At 37.1% G+C, this 16078-nt stretch carries 19 protein-coding genes; 5 read left to right on the forward strand and 14 right to left on the reverse strand.

The window, feature by feature from the left end; translation table 11 throughout:
* Positions 1–4: 4 nt before the first annotated feature.
* The 14 genes from K5G00_RS14690 to K5G00_RS14755 all read right to left on the reverse strand — a co-directional run bounded on the left by K5G00_RS14690 (position 5) and on the right by K5G00_RS14755 (position 9804).
* Entirely contained in the window at positions 5–190 is a 186-nt protein-coding gene (locus K5G00_RS14690; protein ID WP_238766934.1) for a helix-turn-helix transcriptional regulator, read from the reverse strand.
* A 141-nt stretch (positions 191–331) separates the two neighbouring features.
* Positions 332–616 carry a helix-turn-helix domain-containing protein gene (locus K5G00_RS14695; RefSeq protein ID WP_238766935.1) on the reverse strand — a complete coding sequence of 95 codons (285 nt, stop codon included), beginning with the start codon at positions 614–616 and terminating at the stop codon, positions 332–334.
* Between the two features lie 13 nt (positions 617–629).
* Positions 630–908 carry a DUF3876 domain-containing protein gene (locus tag K5G00_RS14700; RefSeq protein ID WP_238766936.1) on the reverse strand — a complete coding sequence of 93 codons (279 nt, stop codon included), beginning with the start codon at positions 906–908 and terminating at the stop codon, positions 630–632.
* 8 nt (positions 909–916) lie between these two features.
* Positions 917–1192, reverse strand: coding sequence for a helix-turn-helix domain-containing protein (locus tag K5G00_RS14705; RefSeq protein WP_238766937.1), 276 nt, complete (start codon positions 1190–1192; stop codon positions 917–919).
* A gap of 269 nt (positions 1193–1461) precedes the next feature.
* On the reverse strand, positions 1462–2367 hold the full coding sequence (locus K5G00_RS14710; protein ID WP_238766938.1) for a DUF5712 family protein: 906 nt from the start codon (positions 2365–2367) through the stop codon (positions 1462–1464).
* Positions 2368–2386: 19 nt separating this feature from the next.
* Positions 2387–2974: a BfmA/BtgA family mobilization protein gene (locus K5G00_RS14715; protein WP_238766939.1), complete on the reverse strand. Its 588-nt coding sequence runs from the start codon at positions 2972–2974 to the stop codon at positions 2387–2389.
* Between the two features lie 302 nt (positions 2975–3276).
* On the reverse strand, positions 3277–3609 hold the full coding sequence (locus tag K5G00_RS14720; protein ID WP_238766940.1) for a helix-turn-helix domain-containing protein: 333 nt from the start codon (positions 3607–3609) through the stop codon (positions 3277–3279).
* A 142-nt stretch (positions 3610–3751) separates the two neighbouring features.
* Complete coding sequence (locus K5G00_RS14725) at positions 3752–3994, reverse strand: hypothetical protein (protein ID WP_238766941.1); 243 nt, start codon at positions 3992–3994, stop codon at positions 3752–3754.
* A 160-nt stretch (positions 3995–4154) separates the two neighbouring features.
* The gene (locus K5G00_RS14730; protein WP_238766942.1) at positions 4155–4382 is read right to left on the reverse strand and encodes a hypothetical protein; all 228 of its coding nucleotides are present in this window, start codon (positions 4380–4382) and stop codon (positions 4155–4157) included.
* Between the two features lie 155 nt (positions 4383–4537).
* Entirely contained in the window at positions 4538–5320 is a 783-nt protein-coding gene (locus K5G00_RS14735; protein WP_238766943.1) for a helix-turn-helix domain-containing protein, read from the reverse strand.
* 69 nt (positions 5321–5389) lie between these two features.
* Complete coding sequence (locus tag K5G00_RS14740; protein WP_238766944.1) at positions 5390–6616, reverse strand: MFS transporter; 1227 nt, start codon at positions 6614–6616, stop codon at positions 5390–5392.
* Between the two features lie 201 nt (positions 6617–6817).
* Positions 6818–7657: an oxidoreductase gene (locus K5G00_RS14745; protein ID WP_238766945.1), complete on the reverse strand. Its 840-nt coding sequence runs from the start codon at positions 7655–7657 to the stop codon at positions 6818–6820.
* Positions 7658–8166: 509 nt separating this feature from the next.
* Positions 8167–8973, reverse strand: coding sequence for a helix-turn-helix domain-containing protein (locus K5G00_RS14750; protein ID WP_238766946.1), 807 nt, complete (start codon positions 8971–8973; stop codon positions 8167–8169).
* Positions 8974–8979: 6 nt separating this feature from the next.
* Positions 8980–9804 (reverse strand): oxidoreductase, encoded by an 825-nt coding sequence (locus K5G00_RS14755; protein WP_238766947.1) that lies wholly within the window; start codon positions 9802–9804, stop codon positions 8980–8982.
* A 1298-nt stretch (positions 9805–11102) separates the two neighbouring features.
* Here K5G00_RS14755 and K5G00_RS14760 point away from each other — a divergent pair.
* The 5 genes from K5G00_RS14760 to K5G00_RS14780 all read left to right on the forward strand — a co-directional run bounded on the left by K5G00_RS14760 (position 11103) and on the right by K5G00_RS14780 (position 16064).
* A complete protein-coding gene (locus K5G00_RS14760) occupies positions 11103–13019 on the forward strand; it encodes a tetratricopeptide repeat-containing sensor histidine kinase (protein ID WP_238766948.1) in 1917 nt (638 codons plus the stop codon).
* 3 nt (positions 13020–13022) lie between these two features.
* Positions 13023–13769 carry a LytR/AlgR family response regulator transcription factor gene (locus K5G00_RS14765; protein WP_238766949.1) on the forward strand — a complete coding sequence of 249 codons (747 nt, stop codon included), beginning with the start codon at positions 13023–13025 and terminating at the stop codon, positions 13767–13769.
* A gap of 85 nt (positions 13770–13854) precedes the next feature.
* Positions 13855–14226, forward strand: a complete 372-nt coding sequence (locus K5G00_RS14770) for a LytTR family transcriptional regulator DNA-binding domain-containing protein (RefSeq protein WP_238766950.1) — start codon at positions 13855–13857, stop codon at positions 14224–14226.
* 81 nt (positions 14227–14307) lie between these two features.
* Positions 14308–15570, forward strand: coding sequence for an OmpA family protein (locus K5G00_RS14775; RefSeq protein WP_238766951.1), 1263 nt, complete (start codon positions 14308–14310; stop codon positions 15568–15570).
* 2 nt (positions 15571–15572) lie between these two features.
* Complete coding sequence (locus K5G00_RS14780; RefSeq protein ID WP_238766952.1) at positions 15573–16064, forward strand: DUF3592 domain-containing protein; 492 nt, start codon at positions 15573–15575, stop codon at positions 16062–16064.
* Positions 16065–16078 lie beyond the last annotated feature (14 nt).

The following is a 16078-nucleotide window of genomic DNA, read 5'->3' on the forward strand; positions in this document are numbered from 1 at the left end:
CGATTTATTTCTTTGTTGAAACGAGCAAATCTTTAATATCTACGTCCAGAATTTTAGCTATTTCTGAAAGCGTTTCTAATGAGGGTTGGGTCTCATTTGTACACCAGCGAGAAACAGTCGCTTCATTTCTCCCCAATGTTTCAGCAAGCCACTTCCCCGTGCGTTGCTGCTCAACCAATACGACTTTCAATCTATTTATTTGTTTCATCTGCAAAATTATTGACCTTGAACGTAAAGATATTGCTCTAAATTGAATTATACAATATAAATTTCTATTTTAATTGTCTGTATTTCAAAATAAAAGCCGAGAAGAATACTCGGCTTGATAGTACTACATGCAGTTGACATGTTTTTTCAACCACTTCATAATCTCCGATTGCTGGTACAAAATCTTCCCTTTAATCCGAATAAACGGAATTTTACCCGTATCCCGCCAATCCTGTAAAGTTCGGGAAGAAATATGCAGCATCCGGCAAACATCGTGGTTTGACAGGAACTTTTCGCCGTTCAGGTGCGGAGTACGATTTTTGAGGGCTTGCTGGATGGTGTTTAACAACTCATCCAATTCCTCAAAAAGAGAGACAATTTCCATTGATTTCTTGTCCAGTATTTCCATGGTTTTTTGATTTTTAGTTCCTCGAATAGTCTCCTAATAAGGAGAGGTTTAATATATCCAGCTTCGCATCATAGCTGATAGCCATTCGTTTCAGGTTATAATTGAAAAAGACCCCTTCTTCATCTTTTTGTATTTCATAGGTCGTAGGACTGGCCTGTTTGCTTGTTTCGTTCATGTGGATGATGCTAAGTAAATAGCTTTCCCCATCCCGGTAAATAATAACTGTCGGGTTCAGGTTCACACTTTCCCATGTTCCGGTTAACCTGTCCGGGTTGATATATTTCGTTTCCATAACTGCTGTTATTTTGGGGTTTGTGACTGGTTAATGAGATTTTCAATATCTGCTACCTTGTAATAGCACTTTCTACCTATTTGAGAATACGGTAGGATGCCGTTATCCCGGTACGACTGTAAAGTCCGTCTTGACATTTGCAGAAGTTCACAAACTTCGTCATTGTCCAGCCATTTGTCCCTGTCCCGGCTATCCCCGCACAGGTTTTTTACCTGTCGGGAGAAATCCTCAAAACGCTCTTTTATTTGTTCGAAAGTCTTGCTCTCAATTGCGATTATATCCATAATTCAATTTGTTTAACTGGTTATTAAAACTGTTCTCATTGCAATGATTTTCGAGTAAAGTAATCCTGATTTTTAACCAGTTGCCGGAAATTGGCAGCAATGTCCGGTGTTGTCGTGAAGTGGCTCAAAAGCCACCATTAAACTGGCGAAAGTTATTCTCACACCCCGGTTATCCCCGTGGGCTGCCGCCCCTTAAACGGCTGGGGAGCCCTAAACGGGAGATAACCGGAAAGGTGCGGGAAATAACTTTTGGCACATTAATCCCAGTTTTACTTTCTAAAACCTTTTCTGCGTTTCTTCTTCTTTCGGGGCTGTTGCTGATTGTCTGTAAAAGTATCATCCAATGGAAGAATTGGAAATAAAGAAGATAAAGCGTTTTCGCTTGTCTGCTGTGGCATGGAGATATTTGAGCCTGCTCTTAAACCTGTTTTCGTTTGTACCTCAGCCGTATTTTTCTTTTCACCGGGAAAAGGTATTTCATTGGTTTCTGATTCCCGTTCCTGCATTTTGAGTTGGTCGGTTATACTACCATTTTTCATGGCGTTGTAATATTCGAAAGATTCGGTTAATAGTCGGTCATGGTCAAATAACCTGTCAAAGCCTCTTTCTGCCTGCTGGAACAGGTTAGCCCGGTCAAAGCCGCCTTTGATTACCCCTTTCTTTGTGTTCTTATGATTGGTCAAAGGGGAAAGCTTCTTTTTATTTGATTGGTCTTTGCGGCTGACAATTAAATGACAATGCATGTTGTGTTTGTTTTCGGAACGGTCGCGGCTGAAATGGATTTTACCAAAGAATTTAATGTCTTCTGCCGATAAGCCTTTATTAAAGTTTCGGGCATATTCTGGGATAAACACTTCGCGAATATATCGTTTCATATTTTCTGCCTGTTCTGCTTGAGTATTTCCCATCCTTTGAATTTCTTTTTCGGACGGACTGACATGGATAGCGTAGAACTTAGCATCTGTCTTCATTAACTGACCGATGTTGCTGTCTATCTCTTTTATGACCTTCGATTTGTAAATATCATTTTCTGCCAGGTTAAAAAAGCCTTCGGTGTAAATGCCCTGTTCCATCCGCTCCAAATCTTCATGTTCCAAATAGTTCGCCAGCCTCCGGCTACTGCCAGCATTGTTATAAACCCCGTTTTTCGATGGTGGTGGGAAGTCGATATTCATTGTTTTCTTGTTCCTGTTTTTACTGACTGTTTATCAAATTGGTGATTTCGGTTTTCAGTGTTTCCTTACGTTTCCCGTCCATAACCCCGCAGCTTGCCAAATCGGTATAGAGGCTAACTAATTTCAACAGTTTCGTGCTTTCTTTTTGTTGTAACTGGTGCAAAGCATTAATTTGCCGGGACTGGTTATTTATTGCATCGGCGTGTTTGCCAAACTGGTCACTGATTTTATGCAGTATGGTATATTGCTTTTCCCGGTTTGCTTCCAGTTGTGAAAGGATTAAGTTTTCCAATGTTTTGGCAATACTGTCAAAACGAGTGGCAATCGAATGGCTTGTCCGTATCATTGGGTTAAGCTGTTGTTCTTCGTAGTGACGGATAAAGCGGATAATATCGTCCTGCCGTTTGTTGATTTTGGCAAGCTCCGATTTTACGGATTCGGGGGCATCAGCCGGATTAATATGGGCTCTCTCCAAATATTGAAAAGCGAATTTCACTATTTCACCCTTTTTCAACGAATAGCGTTTACATACCTTTTCTACAAGTGCATTGGTTTCTTTATCTATCCCGATAGTTGTGAATAGGGTTTTCCGGTATTGATTGCCCATATGTTATAACTATTTTATGACTATTTAATACGTTAACACCCTATCAATAAGCGACAAACAAAAAAAGGTTATTACAGGTGTTATAACAGCGTGTTATTGTAACACGCTAAAGCCGAAGGCTTTCCCCGAAGGGCAAGAGGGAAAGAACAGGACTTGTCCAGTTCCCTCTTGCTTAATTCAGCGGAACAAATAAGGCCACTTGGCAATGTTGTTTCTGCTGAATGCGGAGCCGTTAAACAGGAGGCTTAGGATAAAAATAGCCTCATTCATTTGCTTCATTCTGCTTAGGTTAAAGGGCAGAATTATTTATCTCCATGAGTAGCTTTTTCAAACTGTTTGAATTGTTGTAATTCCATGTGTTCGCGGACAAATGCCCGGACATCGGAGGTACGGTAATAGGTTTTATGGCCTATCATAAAATAGGGGAGCTTTTTGCTTGTCCGGTATCTTTGCAGGGTTCGGTAAGACACTTTCAGGAGAAAAGCCAAATCCTGGTTGTCCAGCAATTTATCATTTTCATCCAAAATGTTTATCTCGCCTTTTCCTGTCATGGCTTTTATGTCCTGTCCCATCTCATTTAGCTTCATGGAAAGTTTTTCCATCCACTTTTCAAATTCATCGTTATTGATATACATGATTTTGCTTTGTTTTTAAATTTTACATTCCTGTATTCAATGCATTGACAAAGCAAAGGACGGCAGATGGGGGCAGTAAAAATAGAGAGGTCTTTAGGAACCTCCCTACTTTTTATTTGTATATGACTGACTACTAATATTCTCAGAAATCATTATTTTTCATTTTGTTCCGGTTTTCTTTTAGAAGCAAATTTTTGAGGCTGTCCAGCAACCGGGTAAGATTACAGGGCTTGCGGTCGAACAGGGCAATCCGTTTTTTATAGATGCAGCCAAAGCTAAAGTTGAACATCAACTCGAAAGCTTTGGCAATATCGGACAGCGAGGCATGTTTCCCGGTTTTGGTGTATATCTCACCCAGAAGAAACAAACTTACAGCCAATTCCACAAAACCAATAATTCCTAGTCCTTTTGACTTGGGGACAATATACAGGTTGGATTTAAAAGATTGTTCGGGATGACAAAATTGTTCGGGATGCCGGATTTTAAGGTATAGCAGTTCCGTTTCTGCATCAATAAAGGCCAGTGTTTTTTGAAGGTAAGCTTTTTTATAGGCATTTTCCCCCCTGCCCGTAAAAAGGCAATGATTCTAGAAAATCAAACTCAATACGGGTAAAATTCAAGTTTCGAAAAGCTTCAGTAAGGTTCATTTCGGATTGATTGTGGATTGTTCGTTGGCTTACAAAATCTTCATAGGCATCTTGTATTTCTTCGTTTGTTACTTGTGAAGGTTCAGACAATAAGCTAAACAACTTCGTTTTGGATAAATTATTCATAAGCATACGTTTTAAAGGTAAGTGAAATAAACATATATGACAGTCAAAGTCTTGTATGCTGAGTGATTACTTTTATTTGTGAATTGGTTATAGTTGTTTGTGGTTAAAATACTTAAAGTTTAACGAGTTATTATTTGTTACACAAATTCATCATTTCACAGACTGGAAGGGTTATATCCATACATTTTCTTAAAGGCGTAAGAAAAGTGTGACAAATTTTCAAAGCCAAGGTCTAAATAAATATCGGTAGCGATTTTTCCTTTCTGACTTAAAAGATAATGCGCTTCCTGTAAACGTTTTTGCTGTAGCCAATGTCGTGGAGAGTCATTAAATATTTTCTGAAAATCTCTTTTGAAAGCTGCCATACTTCTACCCGTGAGGTATGCAAATTTGTCGAGATGTACGTTGAAATGGAAATTTTTGTTCATAAATGCTTCCAAATCTATTTTATGAGGGTCACTAAAATCAAACAAACTGTCTTTTAACGAGGCATCATAATGAAGTAATAACAGTAATGCTTCTTTTTGTTTAATCCGTATTAGTTGAATGTCACTTTTTTCTTTTAATGCATCTTCATATCTTAATAAGGAATCGATAAATGCAGTAAGTAATTTATCATTCGGGAATGAAATATACGCTGGTTGATTTTGTTTATTTTCAGCAATGCAACCATATTCTATACTAAAATCACGCAGTAATTCTTCATCAAAATAAATGGATATTGATTTAAACTCTCCATTAGCTGGCGGATGCTTTACGAACTTCAATAAGTGATTTTTCCTTGCAGAATACAAGTCTCCTTTTTTGAATTGTTTTTTCTTTTCACCATCATTCAGTTCCATTATACCTGAAATAACCATACCAAAACTATGAGCAGATGTGAAATGCTCACCCTCTCTATAATCTGATGTATGGCATGAAAAATTTATCAGATCCATTTTGCTTTTTTATATTATTGAGTTATGAATATAGAAATCATTTTCCCTATTTGTTCTCACTTAAGTTTATTATTTTACAGATTTAATCGGCAATATCAAGAACAAAGAACCTATGCTTAATATGGTTGCAATTATAAACATAGGATTGTAGCCCATGCCTAAGCCTATTGCAAATGCGGAAAGTAAAGGGGCGAATACCCCTCCTAAGCCATTGGCTACACTCAAGAAACTCATATCCTTAGCTTTTGAATTTCCATCAGGAATTAAGTCTGCTGTTAAAGCTGTGTGAACTGACAAATAAACACCATAGCCTAAACCGTTTAGTAATTTATACCATGCAAAAGAAGTAACAGTTGGAAAGACAATAATCAGTAGAATAGATGAACCAATGATAAAGACTGACAAAATTGTTAAGCCTTTACGTTTACCGAGTTTATCCGAAAGTGGACCACCCACTGCCCCACCAATTAATGCTCCTACGGTATAGGCTATTGCTGCCAAATTTAATGCTCTTACTGTTCCTTCGGATTGTTGATGAAAATGATCGGTAATGATATAAAGTTGGTATGCCAATATCATTTGTGTTCCGAAAACAAGTATGAACCGTGAAAGAATTGCCCAATAAAAATCACGTGAATTTTTGGGTGTAAAAAATGATTGCCACATTATTGTGGAATCGCTTTGCAAAGGTTCATTTATGTTGGATTCTTCTCTGATAAGCAATACAAACACAATCGAAACAATAAATGGAACCAAACCAGTTATAATTAAACCAGTGTTTACATTGTCAACAAAATTGCCACCCAAAGCCAAACCAATAGCCATTCCTATTAATTGTCCGATGCCGATACAGGAAGCCAATGTCCCTCGTTTTTCAATTGGAACACGGTCAGGAATGATGGCAGATGTTACAACCATATTGACAGTAATAAAAATTGAAATTAATGATGAACTTAGCGCCAACAAGAAAATATCATCTGTCCACATTAATAAAAGAAACGAAAGAAAAGTACCAATACCAGAACCAACAATCCATGGATTACGTTTACCAATTCGTGAACGCGTGCGGTCAGAAAAATGTCCTGCAAAAATGGCAATGGCAAATCCACAGATATTGGCAATTGTAGCCACCCAAGCCAAAGTATCTACCTTAGATGCTTCTCCAGCTACAATGCCTATTTTAGCCGCTAACAATACTGCCAACAAAGACGATAAACCCCAAGAAGCACCAGCAGAAAGCAATATGAAGCCTGCTCCTAATTTAAACAATTCCTTTTTATTAAAATATTGTTGCATGATTTGCACGTTAATAGCATTAATTAATTCAATATATTGCCACCTGATGAAAAATCTTCCATATACTTCAAAATGACACCTTTCTATATACTAAGTTACATTAGATAGTAAGAAGTAAACATTTGTGCAATCTCCAATCAGTTTCCGATTTTTTTGCTGATTACTTGTATCATATTCTTTTATCAGAATAATGAAAAATAATTAATCTTGAATATCATCAAAATCTGTAGACCGACTGAGATTTTCCCAACGCTTTGTTTCAGCAAGTTTTTCCTGATCAGCTGCATTCGCAATGTCAACTGCATCAGGGCCTAATAAGAGCCTTAAAGGAGGTTCTTCTTCATTTACAATCTGAATGATTGCTTCTGCGGCTTTTTCAGGATTACCTCTTTCTTTACCCGTATGCTCTCGAATATAATTCGACAAGTATCCCACTGTTGCTTGATAGTCTTCCATTGGCTCTATTACTTTCATTGATGAACCTCCCCAATCGGTGCGAAATCCACCTGGCTCAATCAAAGTAACTTTAATTCCTAATGGTCTAACTTCTTTTGATAACACTTCGGAAAATCCTTCAACTGCGAATTTTGCAGTCTGATAGGGAGCTAATCCAGGAGAACCTGTACGACCTCCTATAGAAGAGACCTGTATTATATGGCCACTTTTCTGCTTGCGTAAAATAGGTAAAACTGCTTTAGATACATTAATTACACCCCATAGGTTGGTTTCAATCTGAGCCCGGAAATCTTCAAGAGAAGTTTCTTCAACAGACCCCATATTACCGTAGCCAGCGTTATTGACTATAACATCAAGTTTGCCAAACGATTCAATTGCGAATTGAACAGCTTCTTTTGCTTGCTCAGGGCTAGTAACATCAAGTTCAATAGAACGTACATTTTCTCCATAAAGTTCAATAAGATCTGCGAGTTGTTCAGGCTTTCTTGCAGTAGCTATGAGCTTATCTCCATTCTTTAATACTGCTTCTGCAAGTCCACGTCCCAAACCGCGTGAACTACCTGTAATAAACCAAACTTTTGTCATTTTTTAAAATTTTATTTTTTAATGCTACAAAAATATGACGCGAATAAGGAATGCTGGTTTGCTGTATGGCTCAAACTTGCTTTGTTGATTGGCTCACAAGTGTCGGGTGGTGGGTGGGCTTGGCTCTTTTGGTTTTTTTAGCGTTGAGTTGTGTGTAGGAAAAAACAAATGTGCCAAAAGCGTTGGCTAAATATTTTCCTTTCCTGTGCCGTGGGCTTTTTTATTTTTTCGGTGTTGTGGCTGTGTTGGTTAGTCGGCTGTCTGACTGTCAGTTAGGGGAGTTCTTTGCTTGTGCATAACGGTAATTTGTATGAGTAGTGGCAGGTTGCGTGGTAGTTTTCTGTAAAACCGCTAAGCAGCTTGAACGGGATACAAACCTTGATATTTAGCACTTTACCTGCCATTACTTGTACAAAACCTATGTTGTGTGCTGTATTTATCTTTAAAATCAACTTTAGTGCAATAAATTTAAACGATTCAATTCATACATACTTAAAGTGTCTAAAATATTAGCATAAACTTGAAGCATTTATTCTAAACCGTTTTTTAAAAGAATCGGAGAAGTGAGAAAAATTCTCAAACCCTACAATGTAATATACTTCTACGGGTTTCATATGCTTTTCTTTTAATAGATATTTTGCTTCTTCGAGTCGTTTGTTTCGCAACCACTTTTCGGGTGTTTCATCAAAGATCTTTTTAAAATCTCGCTTGAAAGTTGATAAACTGCGGCCAGTCACCCGGGCAAATTCAGAAATGGAAACATTGAAAATAAAATTCTTATTCATGAATTTTTCCAAATCAATTTTGTGTGGCTCACTTAAATCAAATAAGAAATTCTCGACATCGGCACCGCCCGACAGTAAAAGCTCAATGGCCTCATTCGTCTTTAGTTGCGCCATCTTTGGCGAGAACTTTCCGGGTTCGTTAAAATATGGTAATAACGAATCCCAGTAAGCCCGAATAAAACGATTCTGAGTCAAATCAATAATAGGTGGACCAACATACTTTTCTTGTTTCGATATTTTATTCTGCAAAGCATATTCGCGTAAAATATCCTGCGTAAGAAAGATATTAATAGCTTTGAATGGCCGACCGTCATCGCCCGGAATCTTCAATACTTTCACGAGTTCGTTGCGGCGAATCAGGCCGATGTTACCGACCTCAGACACGACTTTCTGATTGGCGAAATGCATTTCCAGCTTGCCTGAAACAATTAGGCCAAGTGCATGGTCAACAACCACTTGTTCATCGGCATATTTTTTCTTTGTATCGCAGCTAAACAAGATATTATTTACCGAAATGTCATCAACTATCATGGTCTCTTATTTGAAAAATATTCGCAAAATAATCCGGTCAAACATTGAATCGCTAAGGTAACGTTTCATAAACAACAAAGGCTTAGCCATTGCACCGGCAGCATAACGAGCTTTCGGCTTTTTCGATTCTATAGCTTTTTTTATAAGCTCAGCAATCACAATGGGCTCCGGAGCGCTATTGTTTTTTTCCATATTCTGAATAAAATTATACATTTTGTTGGCATAATCAGCATAGACTGATCCCTTTGAAGCTTCCATCATTTTACCAAAAGCAATACCGCCCCACTCACTTTTAATGCCGCCCGGCTCAATCACAGTTACATTAATTCCAAATTGCTTCACTTCAAGCCTTAGGCTGTCGCTCAATGCTTCAACAGCAAATTTACTGGCATGATACCAACCTCCCAGCGGATTGGCAATTTTACCCCCGGTTGACGAAATATTGATAATGTTTCCACTTTGTTGCTTCCGCATAAAAGGCAAAACCAGCTGTGTAATACGGGCCAGACCAAAAACATTTACATCCATCTGATAGCGGGCATTTTCTATCGAAACATCTTCAATTGCGCCGTATTCGCCATAACCGGCATTATTTACCAAAACATCAATTGTGCCCTCTCTTTTAATAATCGCATCAATTGTACTTTTCACAGAATCTTCATCCGTTACATCCATTGGCATGGTTTCAACGCCAAGTTTGTGTAACTCCTGAAGTTTGTCCGTACGACGTGCAACTCCATATACCTTGTAATTGTGCTTTGCCAGGAAAACGGCAATTTCGCGTCCAATACCTGAAGACGCTCCTGTAATTAAAACTACTTTTTTGTCCATAATCTTTTATTTTAAAAATTGTATGATACAAAAATATGTAGTAAATCTATTCGTTAATTTGGCTACAGGTTCATTATGTTTTGGTCAGGAGTTCATCTTTCATATTGCACACAACTTGTAAATAAACACAATAGGGTTGCGTTTATTTACATTATATCTATAACTGCTTCTTTTGTAGGCTATTGATATAGTGAAGTATGAATTTGTAGTTGCATTTTGTAATAATATATATTATTGTCATAATTTTATAAAAAAGTGCTATTTGAAATGATATGAAATAAGCACTTTAAAAAAATATGGTTTATTTCTAAACCATCACTATTCTGGGTTTAATGTTTTGCATCTGGCTATTATAAAGTCTAGCATTTGAAGGTGTATAATTATAATTCTAAGCAAATGTATAGACCAATTGTCTTGTTTCATGCCATGCTGTGTACTGGCTATTTTATATTTCTATGCGCAGCAAGTTGTCCGAGATTATACGAGTTTCTATAAACGACACCAAAACCTAAATTTTGAGTTTTTTCTTCTGTATCTCGGCATTCATAAAACTCAATATAGCATTATAATCCTCTAATAAATGGTTCGATTCTTGCCCAGTTGGGCCCACCCAAAAAAGAGTTACAAAAGTCTATTTGTGACTCTTTTTTATTTGTTCATTACATGTCCAAGAAAAATAGTTCATTCGGGCAATTCCTCTTTTTTCGCAGGAAGAAACTTTTACTCCGTCTTTGAAAGTACAGAATAACTGAAAGAGCCGGATTTATTTTTTTTCTATTGAATCTTGTTTCTGGTTTTAGTTCAGTTGTTTAATATTTAAACATTTGTTTGAATTCTTGAATTCTTGATTTTGTTTTTTTAATAAATGTTCGACTGTTTAGTTGATTTGTATTTTTTTTATGTTAATAAAAATTTAAATCGTTATCTTCGCGGCTTAGGAAGGAGTTTGTTTGTAATTTGAAGTGATACAGTTGATTAACGTAGTAGTTTTTTTAAGTAGGTTTGCTTCATTTTTCTTCCGAGAGGTTGGATTCGCTTTTTGTTGTTTCCTACTGATGTCAGAGTTAATATTTTGATTTATTGCTATTTAGTTGTTTTTCTTTTTTTTATTAAATAATGACTAAAAAAGACATTAGCACAAAAACTCAACTGTTTTTCATCAGTAGGAGGATTGTACGTAACGTGGATTCTGAAAGAAGCTAAATATTTTTCAATTTTTTATCCGTTGATTTATCAATCAAGTAGAAGAAATTGAGCAAAAAGTAGATATTGTTTTGGTGGATATTTAAGAATTTGAAATGAACTATAGGTCTTTTTTATTTATTCTGTTACTGTTAAATGCCGGAATTTCTGCCCGGGGCCAAAGCAAGCAAATAAAAACTATCGTTAAAGAATTGCAAGCTGATTCTATTCAATCTGATTCTGACTTTTTAAAAAGTGAATATTTTGCAGAGTTTCGCTCGGTTAATTCGGATTCAGTCTTTCTTTTTTACGACAAAGCAGAAGAAGTAAAAGATGTTTCAAGATTATTGTTGGGCAAAGTGCCACATGCCAATGTGGTTCGAACCATTGGAGTTATGGCTTATACCAAAAATTTAATGGAGTATGCCTTAAAGTATTTCGAAGAAGCTCTCGTGCTTTTTCAGACCGAAAACCAAGAAATGGAGGTGGCCAGAACTTCTTCAAATATGGCAGTAATAAATGAAGTTATCGGGAATTATGCAAAAGCGCTGGATTTGCATTACAAAGCGCTTGAGGTGATGAAAAAACTAAACGACAAGCAAGGAATGTCTTTTGTTTATAACAATATTGCAGTTGCCTATGTTGAGATGAATGATTACGATAAAAGCTTATCGCTGTACAGAAAAGCACTCGCGTTAAAAACAGAACTTAATGACTCTTCCGGCATAGCCTCAACGTGCAATAATATTGGTGTTCTTTTTAGCGAAAGGTTTGAAGATGTCGACTCGATGAGTTATTATCTTCGGCAGGCAATTGAGATGTACATATTACTTGGCGACAGTGTGAATTATGCTACATCGCTCAATAATCTTTCTGAGCAGTTTATTCTGTCTGGACAACTTCATGAAGCAAAAGAGAACTCAGAAAAAGCACTTGAAATTTTCGAACGTAAAAACGATAGAAGAAGAATAGGATACAGTTTGAGAAATCTGGCACAAATTGAACTTGGGTTGGATAATCTTCAGGCCTGTGAAACCTATTTAGACAGAAGTTTCAGGATTCTTGAAGAACAGAAAGACTTACCAAAGTTGTTGGAGTTGTATCAGGTGAAGCAGGAATTACTTATAAAACAAGGTAAAGAAGAGGAAGCTGTGGCGAATTTCAAAAACTTTGTGAGTTTAAAAGATAGTTTAGAAAACGAATCGTTAAACAGGTCGATAGCAAATGCCGAAACCAACTATAAAGTTTTTGAAAAAGAAAGCCGTATTGCCGATTTGGAAAAGCAGAATCGAATAAAAAGGCAGCGAGTTGTTGTTTTTATCGCCCTTTCCGGTGTGCTTATTTTAATTATTCTTTTACTTATTCTTCTTTATGCTCAGCGAAAAAAGCAAACCGAATTTCGTTATGAAGAGTTAAAACAGCAACTGCTTCGTTCGCAAATGAATCCTCATTTTTTATTCAATGCACTGGCAAGTATTCAGAGTTTCATGTACAAAAACGAAGCAAAAAAAGCAGCACGCTATTTGGGTAATTTTGCTTCGTTAACCCGCTCTATTTTAGAAAATTCTACCGCCGAAGAGATAACCCTGGATGAGGATATTAGTACGCTGAAAAATTATATTGAGCTGGAAAAAATGCGGCTCCGGGAACAATTTTCCTACAAAATTTTTATTGGTGAAGACCTGGATACAGAAGATATCAAAATTCCGCCAATGCTCATACAGCCATTTGTTGAGAATGCGATAAAGCATGGACTAAAAAATCTCGATTACGAGGGCGAATTACTTCTATCTTTCAACCAAATAGAAAACGTTCTGGCAATATCTGTTAAAGATAACGGGCATGGCATTCATCATAATGAAGAGAAAGATGAAGAAAAAACACACCGCTCAATGTCAATGTCAATTTTTAAAGACCGCGCCAGAATATTATCCAAAAAATATCAGCGTAATATTGAATTTAAAACCATTGATTTGTCAGAAATAAACCCTGAACAAAGAGGAACTGAAGTGAAAATACACATACCAATCTAAATCATGATTAAGACGGTAATTATCGAGGATGAACTCCATTTGCGCGAGACCAACAAAATGCTTTTAATGGAAAATTTTCCGGATATAGAAATTGTAGGAGAGGCCGGAAACGTGGCAGAATCAATTGAACTGATAAAGTCGGAAAAACCGGATTTGGTACTCTGCGATATAGAACTGAAAGACGGAAATTGCTTTCAGGTACTACAAAAATGCAAACCTTATAAGTTTCGCCCCGTTTTTATAACTGCTTTTAATCAATACGCCATAAAAGCGATTAAGTTTAGTGCTATCGATTATATTCTGAAGCCTGTAAACGAATACGAGTTTTGCGCAGCTATCCAGAGTGCTATTGCACAGCTGGCTGAAAACAACATTGATATCCAAACCGAAAATCTACTGGCGCATACAGGTAACGGAAATGCCTGTAAAAAAGTTGTTTTGAGAACCTCTGAGTCAATGCATCTGGTTGATATAAACGAAATTCTATACTGCAAAAGCGATAACAGCTATACCACTTTCTTTCTTGTTGGGGAACAGAAAATAACCGTATCGAAAAGTATAAAAGAGTTTGCCGAATTATTTTCAGAACATAACTTTTTGAGGCCCCATCAATCTTATTTGGTGAATTTGAATGCGATTGTAAGAATTGATAAAACCGATGGTGGTTTTATAATTGTCAGTAACGGAGCAGAAATCCCTATATCGACCCGCAGAAAACAGCTTGTTTTCGATCAATTAGAAAACCTGTAACTGTTTTTGTCGTATTCAAATTTAATCCCAACACTTTCAAATTTCTTCTCAATTTATAGCGAAATGTGATTTTACTTGCGTGAAAATGAATGCAAATAGAATGCAAATGCACGAATCAAAACTAATATTATCAACTCCAAATTATTTTCACATTGTTGAGTTGGATGACATTATTATTTGTGAAACAACCACGGATATGAAGACGACAGTATGCCTAAAAGGTGGACAAAAACTTTGTGTTGATATACCGTTGAAAGTGATTCGTAATAAAATTGAACGAGCCGATTTTTTCCAGCCGCAGGATAATTGTTTGGTAAACGGTCAGTATGTCTCTAAAGTGCAATGCATTCAGGAGCTTGAGATATTGCTCGTTAACGGGCAAAGAGTGTTGGTAAGTCCGGAGAGAAAAGAAGAGGTAAGACACTTCCTGAAAAAAGTTACGCGGATTCAAATCTGAATACAGCAGATTCATATTTATAAATATTGGTATAGAATACCGGCTGTAAATTTGAAAAACAAAACAAAAAATCATTCTACCATGACACGAAGTTTTACTATTCTATTTGCACTAATTTTAACCTTTAGTGCACTTTGCACAACAGCACAAGTTAAAAATGTTCAGGAAGAAGCTGAACGCAAGGGAGTCCAACGAGTTAATCGTAAAATCGATAAAGGAATTGATAAAGGTTTCGACAAAATTGAAGATGGAATTGGAAGCCTTTTTGGCAAAAAGAAGAAGAAAAATAAAGCGGATGACAACAATGCTTCTTCGGAAAATCAGAATCAGAACGCTGAAATAGCCAATGCCAATGCATCTGCTACCCCTGCAACTGCACCAACTATGGATGTTCAGTGGAGTAGGTTCGATTTTGTTCCCGGCGATGAGGTGATTTTTGAAGACGGTCCTGCGGCCTTGGAAGAAAACGGGGAATTCCCCAGCCGTTGGGATTTAGTTAGTGGAAATTGTGAGATAATACAAGTAAATGGAGAAAATGTGATAGCTTTTCCTAAAGGCGGCTCTATTGTACCTTACCTGAAAAATAGCAAAACAGATTATTTACCTGAAGTATTTACCATAGAATTTGATGCCTGGTTATGGCATGATAATCAACGTGATATTTATGTCAATTGGTATGATAAAAAAAATCAAAAAAACAGTTTGCATGATGATATAGAGGTAAATAGTTTTTCTCTTGAAGCCGGTAATACCTATCAGGAACTGGAAAAAAAGACAAAGCATAATGGTAAATGGCGACATATCTCAATCGCCTATACAAAGGGAAAACTAAAAGCTTATCTCGATGAAACCAGGCTTGTCAATATTCCTCATTACGAAGGAAACCCGTCCGGCGTAACAATTACGTGTAGTGGCTATTCATCTGATAAACCGGAACAATTGCAGTACATTAAAAACGTTCGCATTGCCAAAGGCGGCGTTAAATACTATGACCGGGTACTGAGCGATGGAAAAATTGTTTGCAACGGTATAAGATTCGACGTAAACAAAGCTACACTGAAACCGGAAAGTATGGGCTCCATCAACGAAATATTCAGCCTGATGCAAAAACAGCCCGACCTGAAATTCAGTGTGGAAGGCCACACCGACAGTGATGGCGATGAGGCAAAAAATCAAACACTCTCTGAGCAACGTGCCAAAGCAGTAATGAATAAACTTATAGAAATGGGCATTTCTGCCGACCACCTTACCAGCAAGGGTTTTGGCGAAAGTCAACCTGTTGCCGACAATGGCACTGCAGAAGGAAAAGCAAATAACCGAAGAGTAGAATTTGTAAAATTTTAATCATGCGAAAAAGACAATCACCTATCGGAACACTGATTTTTGCAGTTGTATTTTTTGTCGCTGGCTTAATGGCCTATCAATACCTTACAAAACCTATTGCCGAAGAAGCTGAGGAGGCCAAGGAATGGCCAACAACACAAGGAACTATTACACTTGCAAAATTGAATAAAACCCGTAATAATGAAGGAAAAGATATGTATTCAGCAAGTGTGCAGTATGATTATACCGTTGATGGAAAGGAATACAACTGTTCGGCGATTAGAACCCTTGATGGATCGACCAGCTCGAAGAGCAGCGTAAAAAAGACATTAAAAAAATATGCAAAAGGCAAAACAGTGTTGGTACATTACGATCCTGAATTTCCTAATACAGCAGTGCTCGAACCCGGAACAGGTTTTATGCTGGGTATTTTGTTAAAACTTCCATTGCTTTTTTGTATTGTTTCTGTTTTAATGGTTGTAAACCTGTTTAAAAGATTTTTGTTTGGCAGGTAATAAGTTCCGCGAGT

It is taken from the genome of Maribellus maritimus (assembly GCF_022267315.1).
Classification (GTDB): domain Bacteria; phylum Bacteroidota; class Bacteroidia; order Bacteroidales; family Prolixibacteraceae; genus Draconibacterium; species Draconibacterium maritimum.

Bases quoted from the DNA above. Each gene is read 5' to 3' on its own strand.
- K5G00_RS14695 (WP_238766935.1), bottom strand. From the start codon at position 616: ATGGAAATACTGGACAAGAAATCAATGGAAATTGTCTCTCTTTTTGAG.
- K5G00_RS14700 (WP_238766936.1), bottom strand. From the start codon at position 908: ATGGAAACGAAATATATCAACCCGGACAGGTTAACCGGAACATGGGAA.
- K5G00_RS14705 (WP_238766937.1), bottom strand. From the start codon at position 1,192: ATGGATATAATCGCAATTGAGAGCAAGACTTTCGAACAAATAAAAGAG.
- K5G00_RS14710 (WP_238766938.1), bottom strand. From the start codon at position 2,367: ATGAATATCGACTTCCCACCACCATCGAAAAACGGGGTTTATAACAAT.
- K5G00_RS14715 (WP_238766939.1), bottom strand. From the start codon at position 2,974: ATGGGCAATCAATACCGGAAAACCCTATTCACAACTATCGGGATAGAT.
- K5G00_RS14720 (WP_238766940.1), bottom strand. From the start codon at position 3,609: ATGTATATCAATAACGATGAATTTGAAAAGTGGATGGAAAAACTTTCC.
- K5G00_RS14730 (WP_238766942.1), bottom strand. From the start codon at position 4,382: ATGAATAATTTATCCAAAACGAAGTTGTTTAGCTTATTGTCTGAACCT.
- K5G00_RS14735 (WP_238766943.1), bottom strand. From the start codon at position 5,320: ATGGATCTGATAAATTTTTCATGCCATACATCAGATTATAGAGAGGGT.
- K5G00_RS14740 (WP_238766944.1), bottom strand. From the start codon at position 6,616: ATGCAACAATATTTTAATAAAAAGGAATTGTTTAAATTAGGAGCAGGC.
- K5G00_RS14745 (WP_238766945.1), bottom strand. From the start codon at position 7,657: ATGACAAAAGTTTGGTTTATTACAGGTAGTTCACGCGGTTTGGGACGT.
- K5G00_RS14750 (WP_238766946.1), bottom strand. From the start codon at position 8,973: ATGATAGTTGATGACATTTCGGTAAATAATATCTTGTTTAGCTGCGAT.
- K5G00_RS14755 (WP_238766947.1), bottom strand. From the start codon at position 9,804: ATGGACAAAAAAGTAGTTTTAATTACAGGAGCGTCTTCAGGTATTGGA.
- K5G00_RS14760 (WP_238766948.1), top strand. From the start codon at position 11,103: ATGAACTATAGGTCTTTTTTATTTATTCTGTTACTGTTAAATGCCGGA.
- K5G00_RS14765 (WP_238766949.1), top strand. From the start codon at position 13,023: ATGATTAAGACGGTAATTATCGAGGATGAACTCCATTTGCGCGAGACC.
- K5G00_RS14770 (WP_238766950.1), top strand. From the start codon at position 13,855: ATGAATGCAAATAGAATGCAAATGCACGAATCAAAACTAATATTATCA.
- K5G00_RS14775 (WP_238766951.1), top strand. From the start codon at position 14,308: ATGACACGAAGTTTTACTATTCTATTTGCACTAATTTTAACCTTTAGT.
- K5G00_RS14780 (WP_238766952.1), top strand. From the start codon at position 15,573: ATGCGAAAAAGACAATCACCTATCGGAACACTGATTTTTGCAGTTGTA.